11 protein-coding genes are annotated in these 13,331 nt (G+C 73.8%); 9 read left to right on the forward strand and 2 right to left on the reverse strand.

The window, feature by feature from the left end:
• Positions 1-42 precede the first annotated feature (42 nt).
• The gene (locus ACSUPR_RS26465; protein ID WP_436887433.1) at positions 43-2,259 is read left to right on the forward strand and encodes a protein kinase domain-containing protein; all 2,217 of its coding nucleotides are present in this window, start codon (positions 43-45) and stop codon (positions 2,257-2,259) included.
• 199 nt (positions 2,260-2,458) lie between these two features.
• Here ACSUPR_RS26465 and ACSUPR_RS26470 read toward each other — a convergent pair whose 3' ends face one another.
• Positions 2,459-3,118, reverse strand: coding sequence for a TetR/AcrR family transcriptional regulator (locus ACSUPR_RS26470; RefSeq protein ID WP_436887434.1), 660 nt, complete (start codon positions 3,116-3,118; stop codon positions 2,459-2,461).
• 147 nt (positions 3,119-3,265) lie between these two features.
• Between ACSUPR_RS26470 and ACSUPR_RS26475 the strand changes: the two genes are divergently transcribed.
• Positions 3,266-4,153: an alpha/beta hydrolase gene (locus ACSUPR_RS26475; protein WP_436887435.1), complete on the forward strand. Its 888-nt coding sequence runs from the start codon at positions 3,266-3,268 to the stop codon at positions 4,151-4,153.
• Positions 4,154-4,209: 56 nt separating this feature from the next.
• Positions 4,210-5,067 carry an alpha/beta hydrolase gene (locus tag ACSUPR_RS26480; protein WP_436887436.1) on the forward strand — a complete coding sequence of 286 codons (858 nt, stop codon included), beginning with the start codon at positions 4,210-4,212 and terminating at the stop codon, positions 5,065-5,067.
• Here the strand turns inward: ACSUPR_RS26480 and ACSUPR_RS26485 are convergent.
• Positions 5,048-5,656, reverse strand: a complete 609-nt coding sequence (locus tag ACSUPR_RS26485) for a uridine kinase family protein (RefSeq protein ID WP_436892157.1) — start codon at positions 5,654-5,656, stop codon at positions 5,048-5,050. The genes ACSUPR_RS26480 and ACSUPR_RS26485 overlap by 20 nt on opposite strands.
• 122 nt (positions 5,657-5,778) lie before the next feature.
• On the opposite strand from ACSUPR_RS26485, the gene ACSUPR_RS26490 reads away from it, so the two are divergent.
• From ACSUPR_RS26490 to ACSUPR_RS26515, 6 genes are all read left to right on the forward strand, one after another.
• A complete protein-coding gene (locus tag ACSUPR_RS26490; protein ID WP_436887437.1) occupies positions 5,779-6,954 on the forward strand; it encodes an ROK family transcriptional regulator in 1,176 nt (391 codons plus the stop codon).
• Between the two features lie 307 nt (positions 6,955-7,261).
• Positions 7,262-8,377, forward strand: a complete 1,116-nt coding sequence (locus tag ACSUPR_RS26495) for an ABC transporter substrate-binding protein (RefSeq protein WP_436892158.1) — start codon at positions 7,262-7,264, stop codon at positions 8,375-8,377.
• Between the two features lie 85 nt (positions 8,378-8,462).
• Positions 8,463-9,260 (forward strand): ATP-binding cassette domain-containing protein, encoded by a 798-nt coding sequence (locus ACSUPR_RS26500; RefSeq protein ID WP_436887438.1) that lies wholly within the window; start codon positions 8,463-8,465, stop codon positions 9,258-9,260.
• The gene (locus ACSUPR_RS26505) at positions 9,260-10,540 is read left to right on the forward strand and encodes a sugar ABC transporter permease (protein WP_436887439.1); all 1,281 of its coding nucleotides are present in this window, start codon (positions 9,260-9,262) and stop codon (positions 10,538-10,540) included. Before ACSUPR_RS26500 ends, ACSUPR_RS26505 begins: the two co-directional genes overlap by 1 nt.
• Positions 10,541-10,923: 383 nt before the next feature.
• Positions 10,924-12,180, forward strand: a complete 1,257-nt coding sequence (locus ACSUPR_RS26510) for a styrene monooxygenase/indole monooxygenase family protein (protein ID WP_436887440.1) — start codon at positions 10,924-10,926, stop codon at positions 12,178-12,180.
• A 95-nt stretch (positions 12,181-12,275) separates the two neighbouring features.
• Positions 12,276-13,046, forward strand: coding sequence for a TSUP family transporter (locus ACSUPR_RS26515; RefSeq protein ID WP_436887441.1), 771 nt, complete (start codon positions 12,276-12,278; stop codon positions 13,044-13,046).
• Positions 13,047-13,331 lie beyond the last annotated feature (285 nt).

Genomic DNA, 13,331 nt, shown 5'->3' on the forward strand with positions numbered 1-13,331 from the left:
GCCCCGGCGTACCGCCGCCGACCCGTGAGATCCGTGAAAGGCATGATGTTGGACGACCCCGCAGAGGACTCCGCTCCGCGCACCGTGGGCGGTTACCGCCTGGTGCGCTCGCTCGGCCGCGGTGGTTTCGGCGAGGTGTTCCTCGGTGAGGCCGAGGACGGGACCCGGGCCGCTGTCAAGGTGCTGCACGCCTCGTGGGCGGGTGACGCGGACATGCGCCGCCGGTTCGCGGCGGAGGTGGAGCAGGCCCGGCGGGTGAGCGGGTTCTGCATCGCGGCGATCCTGGACGCCGATCCGGAGGCGGAGCAGCCGTGGATCGCCACCGAGTACATCGACGGGCCCACCCTCCAGCGCGCGGTCGCCGAGCAGGGGCCGCGGCGCGGGGTGGAGCTGCAGCGGCTGGCGGTGAACACCGCGACCGCGCTGGCGGCGATCCATGCCGCGGGGGTGGTGCACCGGGACCTGAAGCCGGACAACATCATGCTGGCGGCGGACGGACCGCGGGTGATCGACTTCGGTATCGCCCGCGCGGTGGAGGCCACCTCGGTGACCGCCAGCGGGGTCGTGGGCACCATCGGGTACATGGCGCCCGAGCAGCTCGAGGGCGCACGCCTCACCTCGGCCGTCGACGTCTTCGCCTGGGGCGCGGTCATGGTCTACGCCGCCACCGGGCGGGAGGCCTTCCAGGCGCCCACCCAGGCCTCGCGCATCGCCCGCATCCTCAGCGGCGGCCCCGACCTGGACGGCCTCGACGAACCCCTGCGGGGTGTCATCGAGCTCTGCCTGGACAAGGACCCGGACCGGCGCCCGGACGCCTCCTCCCTGCTCAACCTGCTCATCGCCGGCCCCGGGAACGGGGTCCCGGCCCCGGGGGGCGCCGTGAACCCGACGGTGGTGGCTCCGGTCTCCGGCGTGGACCCCACGCGGGTGGCGCCGGCGCCTGCCGTGGAGCCCACGCGGGTGGCCCCCGCCTCCGGGGTCGATCCCACCCGGATCGCCCCGCCGCAGGGCGTCGACCCCACCCGCGCCTACACGCGGTCGGTCGCGGCCGAGCCCGCAGCGCCCGCGGTGGCCGGGGCCTCCGCCCCGCCGCAGATGCCGCCCGCCCCGCAGCCGGGCCCCGGGAGCACCGGCGCGTCCGGGTACCACACCGGCCTCGGCGGGGTGCCCCCGTACCACTTCGCAGGCGTCCGCTTCACCGACCCCGGCGCCCTGGCCGAGGCCATGCAGGGCAACTGGGCGGCGGCGGTCCGGGTCTTCGGGGACCCCACCGAGCGCGCCGCCCTGGGCGCCTGGCTCATGGACGACCTGGGCGACACCGTCGTCGACCGCTCCCTGTTCCGCCGCCACGCCGACGACGCCAACCTGGCCGTGGCCTCCTTCATCGCCCAGACCCGCCCCGACCTGCCGCCGGCCTTCCGCGGCCGCGGCGCCACCCTGGCCGAACTGGGCGGCCTCTTCTCCGACCCGCGCCCCGTCATCACCGGTGCTCCGCTGGCCAACGAGATGGCGCTGCTGGCCCGCCCCGAGGTCCTGCGCACCATGGGCATGCACCACGGCCCGGACCCCGCGGCCCACCAGCGCCTGGCCGACGCCCTCGACGTCGCCGAGCACGCCGGGAACACCTTCCACCGGGAGCTGACCGGCAGCCTCACCGGATGGCGGTCGGCGAGCCCCAACGTGAACCCGGCGCTGATCCTCGCCTTCCTGCTGCACCCCGAGCGGATGGTCCCGCCCCAGGACGGCGGCGACACCGGCGTGGGGGAGTGGATCGACATCCTGTGGCGCCGGGTGGAGGCGTCCCCCGGACCGGCGGGCGTGGGCCACGCCGCCGCGATCTACGGCGCCGTCCCCACCCTCCAGGCGCTCTCCCGCCAGCGCCGGTACTGGGAGGACCGCTACACCAGGGTCGCCACCGAGCACGAGGCGCTGCACGCCAAGGTCGTGCAGCAGCAGCGCTTCTTCCGGATCCGCCGGTACTGCAACTACGCCCTCTTCGGCTTCCCGCTCGGGCTCGTCATCGGCATGTCCGGCCAGGCCGAGTGGTTCGGCGACCTGCTGGTGACGCTGTCGGTCCTGGCGCTGACGGCATCGGTCGTGCTCTCGGTGGTGCTGCGGATCGGCTACGGCGACCCGGTGCGCCGCGGGCAGCGGGTGATGGAGCTCAACAACACCGCCGCCCAGCTGCCCGAGCTGACCTCGGGAGTGGAGCGCATCCGCGCCGACCTGGTCCATGCCCGCCGCATCACCGGCGGCTGACCGGCACCCCCGCCCCCGAATCCCCCGACATCGGAACAGGAAGGTCCTTCGTGCACGGGACCGCGGAGACGGACGGCCCCGCTCCGCGCACGGTGGGCGGTCACCGCCCGGTGCGCTCGCCCGGCCGCGGTGGTTCCGGCGGGGTGTTCCCCGGTGAGGCCGAGGACGGGACCCGGGCCGCCCCCGGCGGCGGGGCCGGTCAGGCTCCGGCGGCGTCCTCCTCCCAGGGACGGGGCGCGTCCGCGGTGGCCAGGGCCGACAGGCGGGCGGCGACGGCGGCGCGGGCCAGCCTGTAGGGCCGCTCCAGGTCGTCCTCCAGCAGGGAGTCGGAGTTGGCGGTCTCCAGGAACGAGGCCAGCTCGAACACCAGCAGCTCCACGTCGGTGTCGGCGGCCAGCTCGCCCAGCTGCACGGCGTCGGTGGCGCTGCGGGTGAGCAGGTCGCGCCACTCGCGGCGGATCGCGACCAGGGTGTCGCGCACCCGGCCGGGGCGGGACTCGAACTCGGCGTTGACGGTGTAGAAGAAGCAGCCGCCCGGGAACACCCGTCCCTGTGAGTAGGCGGACCAGTCCTCGAACAGCCGCCACAGCCGGGTGAGGCCGGGCCGGGCCCCCATGGCCCCGCTCACCACGTGGTCGGCGAAGATGCGGCGCCCGGCGCGGATCGCGGCCAGCTGCAGCTCCTCCTTGGAGCCGAAGTGGGCGAACACCCCGCTCTTGCTCACCTCGAGCTCCTTGGCCAGGCGGCCCAGGGAGAGTCCCTCCAGCCCCTCCACCGAGGCGATCTCCACCGCGCGGCGCAGCACGGCACGCCGCGTCTGGTCGCCCCGCTGTACGCGGCCGTCGGTCCGAGTCGTCACGCGCACCTCCCGCACCGCCCTCTGCCGGGCGGCCCTTGTTAGAACGACTGGTCGGTTACCAGGTCAGAATAGCCGCTACTTGACGGCAGTGGTCTTTCAAACAAATAATACGATCGTTCGCATAGTTTGTGAAGCAGAGGAGCCCTCATGGGCGCGGTCGAACCCCTTCCCCTCGTCGGTGCCGCCGTCAACGCGCTGGCACTCCCCGCCCCGCGCCTGGCCGGGTCCCTGGCCCGCAGGATGTGGGCGGCCCCCGGCCCGCCCCGGGCGATCCCCGACGAGGACCGGGAACTGCACGACACCGCCGACACCGCGACGGTCCGCGTCGGCCGCTGGGACGTGGCCACCTACGCCTGGGGCGACACCGCCCGCCCCGTCCTGCTCACCCACGGCTGGCGCTCGCGCGCCCTGCGCTTCGCACCGCTCATCCGGCGCCTGGTCGACCTCGGCTACGGCCCGGTGTCCTGGGACGCCCCCGGCCACGGGGCGACGGGCGGGCCGCTGGGAACCATCCTCGACGCGCTCCGGATCCAGCGCCTCCTCCAGGACCGCCACGGCCGCTTCCACGCCGTCGTCGCCCACTCGATGGGCGCGCCCTTCGCGGTCCACGCCCTGCGCGAGGGCGTCGAGGCCGACCGGGTGGTCCTCCTCGCCGGGGTCTCGGACTTCGACTACCTCCTCACCGCGTTCTCCGACGCCCTGCGCCTGGGGCCCCGCGCCCTGGAGGCACTGCGCTCGGCCGTGGAGCGCCGCTACTTCGACGCCGATCCGACGGTGTGGGAGCGCTTCTCCACCACCCACCGGATCGACACCCTGGAGCAGCCCTTCCTCCTGCTGCACGACGACACCGACCCGGTCGTGCCCTTCGCGCACTCCCTGCGCACCCTGGAACACCTCGCGGGGAGGGGGCGGATGATCGCCACCACCGGACTGGGCCACAGCGGAGCCCTGTTCGAACGGGAGCACCTGGACGCCATCACCTCCTTCGTCCAGGGCACCGACCGGCCCGCCCCCGTCCCCGTCCCCGGGAGATGACGGCACCGCCCCGCTCCGCCCGGCCCGAACCGCAGATCCGAGAAAGAAGGAACACCATGACCACCACCGGCCCCCACCCGATCGAACTGGAAGTCCTGGCCGTCACCGCCCCGCGCGTGGCCGGCGAGCGGGCCCTGCGCCTGTGGACCGACCCGGGCGACACCTCCGAGGTCGGCCGCGACCGCGACGTGCACGAGCGGGCCCGCGTCGAGTACCTCGGCCACCGGTCCTGGCGGGTCGCCGCCTACACCTGGGGCACCGGATCCCGCCCCGTGCTCCTGGTCCACGGCTGGGGCTCGCGCGCCTCCCGGCTGGCCCCGCTGGTGCGCGCCCTCACCGCCGCCGGGCACACCGTCGTCTCCTGGGACGCTCCCGGCCACGGGGCCACCGGCGGCCCCGCCGGGACCGTCCTGGACGCACTGGCCGTCGCCCGCCTGCTCCAGGAGCGGCACGGCGACTTCGCCGCCGTGGTCGGCCACTCGCTGGGCGCACTGTTCGCCACCCACCTGGTGCGCGAGGGGATCCGCACCGACCGGCTGGTCCTGCTGTCGGCGATGGCGGACTTCGAGGCCACCCTGGACGGCTTCGTCGCCGCCCACGGCTGGGGGCCGCGGGTGAACCGGGCCCTGCGCCGCGCCATCGAGGACGCGCTCTTCGACGGCGACCGGGACGTCTGGAAGCGCTACGCCACCGTCCGCGACGCCGACGCCCTGGAGGTGCCGGTACTGCTGTTCCACGACGTCGACGACCCGATGATCTCCCACTCCGAATCCGTGCGCGTCCTCGCCGCGATGGGGGCGGGGGCCCGGATGGTCGGCACGGTCGGCCTCGGGCACAACCGCATCCTCGCCGACCCCGACGTCCTGGAGCGGATCACCGCGTTCGTCGCCCCGGTCAGGGCCGAGGTGTGGTGAGACCGGGCCCCCGGGCGTTGTCGACCAGGACGTCGGCGTGCTCCCGGGGGCGCTCGGCCGCGTAGAACTCCGCCTCCTGGTCGGCCCAGACCCGCCGGTAGGGGGCGTACAGCCCGGCGTCCGCGCGGGAGTCCAGGCGGCGGGCGCGCACCGCGTCGGGTGCGTCCACCCACACCGACAGGTCCAGGTGCGGGCGCACGATCCGCGCGCCGGACCCGCACCCCTCCACCACCAGGACCCCGCCCGCCGCCACCGGCCCGGGCAGCGCGGCCTCCTCCCCGGAGAACACCCCGCGCTCCCAGTCGTAGCGCCGCCAGCGCGCCGTACCCCCGGCGCGCAGCGGCTCCAGCACCCACTCCACGAGCAGTTCCGGGGCCCGCGCCAGCCCGTGCCAGCCCGGGTACAGGTCCTCCATCGGCAGTACCGCCGCGGCCGTGCCCCGCCGGGCCAGCGCGGCCCGCAGCCGCTCCGCCACCGTGCTCTTGCCCGAACCGGAGCGGCCCTCCACGGCGACGACGCGCACGCGGCCGCCGGGGACGGCCGCGGCGAGCCGGATGTCCCATTCGTCCTGGTCGGTCGCCAAACGCAGCACGGTCACGTTCGGACCCTAACGTGTTCAGGTGAGCGGTTTCCGCTTGCGTTCAATCCTTGTAGCATTCGACACGGGAGGCACGACCGTGCCGTGCCGCGACCGATCGAAGGGGACACCCGGTGACCGACACCGCAGTGACGCCGGGGTCCCAGTCCGCTCTGCGGCAGGCCAACGAGCGCCGGGTCGTCGAGGTCCTGCGCCGCGACGGCACCCGCACCCAGGCCGAGCTGGCCCGGGCCACGGGCCTGTCCGCGGCCAGTGTCTCCAACATCGTGCGCGGCCTGCGGGCCGCGGGCACGGTCTCGGTCCACGACACCTCCTCCAACGGCCGCCGGGCCCGCGCCGTCACCCTGGTGCGCCCGCCCGGCACGGTGGTGGCGGTCGACTTCGCCCCCGAACGGGTCACGGTCGCCGTCGGGGACAGCGAGGGCAACATGCTGGCCCGCGAGGAGATCGACTACGACGTGGCCGCCGACCCCGACCGCGGGGTGCGCCGCGCCTCCTGGCTGGCGGAGACCACGCTGCTGCGGGCCCGCATCGACCTGTCCACGGTGGCCTCGGTGGTGGCGTCGGTGCCCGGTCCGATCGACCCGCACACCGGTGAGGTCGGCGGTATCTCCTGCCTGCCGCGGTGGGCGGGGTTCCGGCCCGGCGAGGTGCTGGGCGAGAGGCTGGGCGTCCCGGTCGTCCCAGAGAACGACGCCAACCTCGCGGTCCTGGCCGAACTCCACAGGGGGGCGGGCCGGGGCGCCGAGCACCTCATCCACCTGGTCATCGGCGACGGGGTGGGTGCGGGCATCATCGTCTCGGGCGGACTGTTCCGCGGGGCGGGCGGCACCGCGGGCGAGGTCGGGCACATCGCGCTGGACCCGCGCGGCCAGGTGTGCCGCTGCGGCAACCGCGGCTGCCTGGAGACGTTCGTGGGTGCCGGATACCTGATGGACATGCTGCCGCAGAACTCCTACGTCTCCCACGGCCCCGGCCCGGCCGGTGTCGGGGACCTGGTGGGCGCCGCCCGTTCGGGCGACCCGGGGTGCCGCCGCATCATCGCGGAGGCGGGCACGGCGCTGGGCCAGGGCGTGGCGATCATGGCCAACCTGTTCAACCCCGACCGGGTGATCGTCGGCGGCGAGCTGTCCGAGGCGGGTGAGCTGCTGCTCGACCCGATGCGGCGGGCGATGGAGCTGGGGGCGCTGGGCAGCGCCCTGTCCCGGCTGGAGCTGGTGCCGAGCGCGCTGGGCCGCGACGCCTCCCTGTACGGGGCCCTGCGCCTGGCCGCGCAGAGCACCCACTGAGACACGCACCGCCACCGAAGGCCCCTTCTTGACCCTTCCGTGGTGAAGCTTTGTACTACCCCTTTGTGTTCGCACGTGTTCTTTACGTGCATGCTGGGGGAGTGCGCCTCTTCGGGGATGTGCTCTGAGCTGGGATTTCTTTGATTTTATAGTCTGAACGCAAGATCCGTGATGTTTCGGTTATGTGTTCAGGAGTTGACGACAAGGCTGCTCCGGGGTCTACTTCACAACATCACTCGCGAGTTCACATCCGTCCCCCGCACGTAAGAAAGGTGCAGCGTTGAGTACACGCACCGCACACCAGCGCATGGCCGCCGCGGGCTTCGCCGCCGCCGGCGCCGCCCTCACCCTTCTCGTCTCCGGTTGTGGTTCGCTCACCACCTCGGGCGAGGACGCCGAGAGGGAGACCCACACCGTCGAGGAGGGCTTCCACGTGGGCCTCCTCCTGCCCGAGCTCCAGACCGCCCGCTACGAGGCGTTCGACAAGCCCTTCTTCGAGGAGGCGCTCAACGAGCTCTGCCCCAACTGCGAGCTGTCCTACGCCAACGCCGACCAGGACGTCGACGAGCAGCAGACCCAGGCCCAGGCCATGCTCACCGACGGCGTGGACGTCCTCGTCCTGGACGCGGTCGACTCCGCCGCCGCCGCCGGCACCGTCAGCGAGGCCCAGGCCCAGGGCGTCCCGGTGGTCGCCTACGACCGCCTCGCCCAGGGCGGCGTGGACATGTACGTCTCCTTCGACAACCGCCGCGTCGGCCAGGTCCAGGCCGAGGCCCTCATCGCCGCCCTGGAGGAGCGCGGCACCGCCGGCGAGGGCCAGATCGTCATGATCAACGGCTCGCCCACCGACCCCAACGCCGCCGACTTCAAGGCCGGCGCCCACGAGATCTTCGACGGCCAGGTCGAGATCGGCCAGGAGTTCGACACCCCGGACTGGTCCCCGGACCAGGCCAACAGCCAGATGGAGGGCGCCATCACCGCCCTGGGCGTCGACGAGATCATCGGCGTCTACTCCGCCAACGACGGCATGGCCTCGGGCATCATCTCCGCGCTGCGCAGCGCCGGTGTCGACGTCGACGACCTGCCGCCGGTCACCGGCCAGGACGCCGAACTCGCCGGCATCCAGCGCATCATCGCCGGTGAGCAGTACATGACCGTCTACAAGGCCATCAAGCCGGAGGCGCAGATCGCCGCCGCCATGGCCGTGGCCCTGGCCACCGGCACCGACCCCGAGCTCGGCGAGTACTCGCTCACCGACGTCGAGGACGCCAACGGCGAGAAGGTCCCCTCGGTCCTGCTCGAGCCCGTCGCGGTCACCGAGGAGAACGTCGGCGACACCGTCGTCTCGGACGGGATCTACTCGATCGAGGAGATCTGCACCGACGACTACGCGGACACCGAGTTCTGCCAGGAAGCCCTCTAGGCACCGGTGCGACGCCCCGACGGGGCGGGCAGGCCCCCGCCGCCCGCCCGCCCCGGCCCGGGACGAGAGAAGAGATAACGAACGCATGAGTACACCAGTCCTGGAACTGTCCGGGATCTCCAAGACCTTCGGGGCGGTCCGCGCGCTCAGCGAGGTCGACTTCCACGTCGCCGAGGGAGAGGTCGTCGCCCTCCTGGGGGACAACGGCGCCGGTAAATCCACGCTGGTCAAGGTCATCTCCGGAGCCCACCCCGCCGACAGCGGCGGCGTGATCCGCTGGGCCGGCCAGCCGGTCACCATCGGGGCCCCCTCCGACGCCCAGCGCCTGGGCATCGCCACCATCTACCAGGACCTCGCCCTGTGCGACAACCTGGACATCGTCGCCAACCTCTTCCTGGGCAACGAGAAGCTGCACTTCCCCGGCACCCTCGACGAGGTCGAGATGGAGAGCCGGGCGGTGGAGCTCCTCGACTCCCTGTCGGTGCGCATTCCCAGCCTGCGCGTGCCGGTGGCCTCCCTCTCCGGCGGCCAGCGCCAGATCATCGCCATCGCCCGCTCCCTGCTGGGCCAGCCCCGGGTGGTGATGCTCGACGAGCCCACCGCCGCCCTGGGCGTCGCCCAGACCGCCCAGGTCCTCGACCTCATCGAGCGGCTGCGCGACCAGGGCCACGGCGTCGTCCTGATCAGCCACAACATGGCCGACGTCCGCGCGGTCGCCGACCGCGCCGTGGTGCTGCGGCTGGGCCGCAACGCCGGCGACTTCCCCATCGCGGAGACCAGCTACGAAGAGATCGTGGCCGCCATCACCGGTGCCGCCGACAACCCGGTGAGCCGCCGCTCCCAGCGCACCGGTTCCTCGGCCCTGGCCACGGAGGACAAGTGATGACCCAGCAGACCCCGGTTTCCAAGGCGCCCGGAGAGAGCGGGGGCGCAACGGCCGAACCCGTGCGCGACCCCCGGCTCCTGACCACGGCCGCCTCGCCCAAGGGCTGGATCCAGGCCCTGCGCCGCAGACTGCGCAGCGGGGAACTGGGCCCCATCCCCGTCATCGTGGGACTGCTGCTGATCGCCGTCGTCTTCCAGTCGATGAACGATCGCTTCCTGTCGCCGCAGAACCTGTCCAACCTCACCGTGCAGATCGCCGCCATCGGCCTGATGACCACCGGCGTCATCATGGTGCTGCTGCTGGGCGAGATCGACCTGTCCATCGGCTCGGTGGCCGGTCTGTCCGCGGCGGTCCTGGCGGTCCTGGCGGTCAAGCAGGGCGTTCCCGAATGGGGCGCCATCGCCGCCGCGATCGGCGTCGGCCTGGTCATCGGCCTGCTCCACGGCACGGTCTTCGCCAAGCTCGGGGTACCCGCGTTCGTGGTCACCCTGGCGGGCCTGCTGGGGTGGCAGGGTGTGCACCTGTACCTGATGGGCGCCGACGGCACCATCAACACCAGCCCCAACGGGGCGATCGCGATGCTCACCCAGACCTACTTCGTGTCGTTCATGGGCTGGATCCTGGCGGCCCTCGCGGTGGGCCTGTACGTCGTGTCGGTGGTGCTGGTCGAGCGCCGCCGCCGCCTGGCCCGCCTGCCCTACAAGCCGGTGAGCGAGATCGCGTTCCGCGCGCTGCTGCTGGCCCTGCCGATCCTGGGCGGGGTGTGGGTGCTGAACCAGTACAAGGGCGTGCCGCTGGCGTTCCTCATCTTCGTGGGCTTCGTCGTGGTCCTGGACCTTGTCCTGCGCAAGACCCGCTACGGCCGCATGGTGTACGCGGTCGGCGGCAACGCCGAGGCGGCCCGCCGCGCCGGTATCAACGTCGACCTCATCCGCATCTCGGTGTTCGGCATCGCCTCCACCCTGGCGGCCCTGGGCGGCATCATGCTCGTCTCCCGCAACTTCGCGGCGAGCGTCTCCACCGGCGGCGGCGCCGAGCTGATGATGGCGATCGCCGCCGCGGTGATCGGCGGCACCAGCCTCTTCGGCGGCCGCGGCAACGCCTACTCGGCGCTGCTGGGCGGCCTGGTCCTGGGCGCCATCACCTCCGGCCTGCTGCTGCTCCAGATGGACACCTCGGTGCGCTTCATGATCACCGCGGCCGTCCTGCTCATCGCGGTCATCATCGACGCCGTCTCCCGCAACGGTCGCAAGACCAACGCCCGGGGAGGCGCCTGACACCCGCGGTGCCCCGTACCTTCCGGGAAAAGGGGGCGGCGCTCACTCCCCGCCGCCCCCGCGCCCCGGTCCGACCCCGGTAGTCGGACCGGGGCCGCGCCGTGTCCGCACCCCCGTGGCGGCGCCGCCCCGGCGGGGACGGCCGCGGCGGTGGGGCGGAGCGTGCCCCCGGAAGGCCCGGTGGGCCGCAGGTCCCGGGCCCGCGGGGACGAAGGTCCCGGTCGGCGGGGGCGCCCGGAGGGCCTGCGGAGGCGCTGCTAGGTTCACCGCGAACACCGCAGTCCGCGCGGGGTCGAACACGGATCGGCACGTGTACGACCCCTCCTCGTCGTGCCCGGGCAGGGGCCGGGGACCGAACGCGGGCACGAACCACCGGAGAGAGCATGCGCAGAATCCTCGTCGTCGGAGCCGGGCAGTCCGGCCTGCAACTCGCCCTCGGCCTGCTGGCCGAGGACTACGACGTCACCCTGGTCGGTCCGGACGGGCCGGAGGAGGTCCGCGCGGGCCGCGTCACCTCCACCCAGTGCCTGTTCGGCCCCGCCCTGCGCCGCGAACGGCGGCACGGCCTGTCCCTGTGGGAGGACGCCGCCCCCCGGATCCGCGGCGTCGGCCTGCGCGTCGCCCACCGCGACGGCGGCGCCGCCCCGGCCCTGGCCTGGCGCGGGGCCCTGGACGAGCCCGCCCGCTCCGTCGACCAGCGGCTCAAGCTCTCCGCCTGGCTGGACCTGTTCGTCCGGGGCGGCGGCCGCCTGGTCCGCCACCGGGTGCGCCCGGGGGAGCTGGCCGGACTCGCCGCCGAGTACGAGCTGGTCGTGGTGGCCACCGGACGGGGCGGCCTGGCCGAGGTCTTCCCCCGGGACGCCGCCCGCTCCCCGCACGAGGCGCCCCAGCGCTCCCTGGCGCTGGTCTACGCGGCGGGGGCCGCACCGCACCCCGACGGCCCCTCGCTCTCCCGCACCGCCGTCCCCGGGGCGGGGGAGGTGTTCAGCCTGCCCGTGCTGTCCCTGAACGGCCCCTGCGACGCGCTCATGGTCGAGGCGGTACCCGGTGGTCCCCTGGACCGTCCGCTGCCCGCCACGGCCCCTTCCGGCGACGTCCTGGAGCACCTGCTGCGGGTGGTGCGCCTCCACGCCCCGTGGGAGTACGAGCGGTTCGCCGCCGCCCGCCCGGCCGACCCCATGGCCGCGCTCACCGGCGGGTACGCGCCCGCGGTCCGCGAACCCGTGGCCCGGCCCGGCGGGGGAGCCCCGGTCCTGGGCATGGCCGACACCGTGGTCGCCAACGACCCCGTCACGGCGCAGGGCGCCAACATGGCCTCCCTGGCCGCCGAGGTCTACCGGCGCGCCATCGTCGACCACGGGACGCGTCCCTTCGACGAGCGCTTCATGCGCGCCGCGTTCGCCGAGTACTGGCGGCGGGCCCGCCAGGTCACCGCCTGGAGCCGGGTGATGCTCTCCGGACCTCCGCACGTGTGGGAGCTGTACCGGCTGGCGGCCCGCCACCAGGAGACCGCCGACCGGTTCGCGAACTCCTTCGCCGACCCCTCCGGACTCATCGGGTGGTTCCTGCACCCGGAACGGGCCCTGGAGTACATCGACGGGGTGCTGCGGCCCGCGCAGACGGGCGGCCCCACCCGCTGACCCGGCCCGGCCGCCCGCTCCGGTCCGGGCGGTCACATCCGGTCGCCCTACCTCTGGAACCCGACCGGGAAGGTGAGGATGTAGCGTCGCACTCCGTGCTCTCGGAATTCTTCTCGCCCACCGGGCACGGGGTGCTCCCCGCGGGCGACGTCTGGACCTTCGCCGTCGTCGCCGCGCTGGCCGTCGTGGTCGGAGCCATGGTGCAGAGCACCGTCGGCCTGGGCCTCGGACTCGTCGGAGCCCCCGTCCTGTCCCTGCTCGACCCCACCCTCATGCCGGGCGCCCTCCTGGTCACGGTCGTCGTCCTGCCGGTCCTGACCCTGTTCCAGGAGCGCCGCCACGTCGACTGGCGCGGCATCGCCTGGGGGCTGCCGGCCCGCCTGCCGGGAACGGCCCTGGCGGTCTGGGTGGTCGCCGTCCTGCCGCCCCGGGCGCTGGCCGCCGCGGTCGGCGTCATGGTGCTCATCGCCGTCGCCCTGTCCCTGCGCTCCTTCCGGGTGCGCATCACCCCGGCCTCCCTGGTCACGGCGGGCGCGCTGTCCGGGTTCACGGGCACCGCCACCTCCATCGGCGGACCGCCCATGGCCCTGCTCTACCAGTACGAGGAACCCGCCCGGGTCCGCGCCACCCTCGCAGCGTTCTTCCTGTTCGGGGGCCTCCTGTCCCTGACCGCCCTGGGCGTCGGCGGGCAGCTCGACACCCGCATCCTGGTGGTCGGGGCGGCGGGGATGCCCCTGGTCGCCCTGGGCTTCGCGGCGGGCGTCGCCCTGCGCAACCGCGTCAGGGCCGGACCCCTGCGCCTGGGCATGCTCGCCGTGGTGGCGCTTTCCGCGATCGCCCTGCTGGTCCAGGCCGCTCTCGGATAACCTCGGGCCGGGCACAGGGACGGCGAAGACGCTCCGGGAAACGGGTAATGTACCCCGGAAACCGTGCCGGGGGCGGCGCTCCCGGGGTTCGGAGCCCGGCCGACGGGGGGGACGCGCGACACGTGTGCTCCCACGGGGCACCTCCGTGAACGGTGCCGGGCGGGACCCGTGGACGCAGCACCATAAACTCGAGTATGTATACCTGCCGGTAGCCGATCCCGGCCCACGTCAGGGGCCGGGTGGGCAAACTCAACCGACACGCTGGACGAGGGGACTGACGAGACA

It is taken from the genome of Nocardiopsis dassonvillei (assembly GCF_964273065.1).
GTDB classification, from domain to species: domain Bacteria; phylum Actinomycetota; class Actinomycetes; order Streptosporangiales; family Streptosporangiaceae; genus Nocardiopsis; species Nocardiopsis dassonvillei_B.

Bases quoted from the DNA above. Each gene is read 5' to 3' on its own strand.
- ACSUPR_RS26465 (WP_436887433.1), top strand. From the start codon at position 43: ATGATGTTGGACGACCCCGCAGAGGACTCCGCTCCGCGCACCGTGGGC.
- ACSUPR_RS26475 (WP_436887435.1), top strand. From the start codon at position 3,266: ATGGGCGCGGTCGAACCCCTTCCCCTCGTCGGTGCCGCCGTCAACGCG.
- ACSUPR_RS26480 (WP_436887436.1), top strand. From the start codon at position 4,210: ATGACCACCACCGGCCCCCACCCGATCGAACTGGAAGTCCTGGCCGTC.
- ACSUPR_RS26495 (WP_436892158.1), top strand. From the start codon at position 7,262: ATGGCCGCCGCGGGCTTCGCCGCCGCCGGCGCCGCCCTCACCCTTCTC.
- ACSUPR_RS26500 (WP_436887438.1), top strand. From the start codon at position 8,463: ATGAGTACACCAGTCCTGGAACTGTCCGGGATCTCCAAGACCTTCGGG.
- ACSUPR_RS26505 (WP_436887439.1), top strand. From the start codon at position 9,260: ATGACCCAGCAGACCCCGGTTTCCAAGGCGCCCGGAGAGAGCGGGGGC.
- ACSUPR_RS26510 (WP_436887440.1), top strand. From the start codon at position 10,924: ATGCGCAGAATCCTCGTCGTCGGAGCCGGGCAGTCCGGCCTGCAACTC.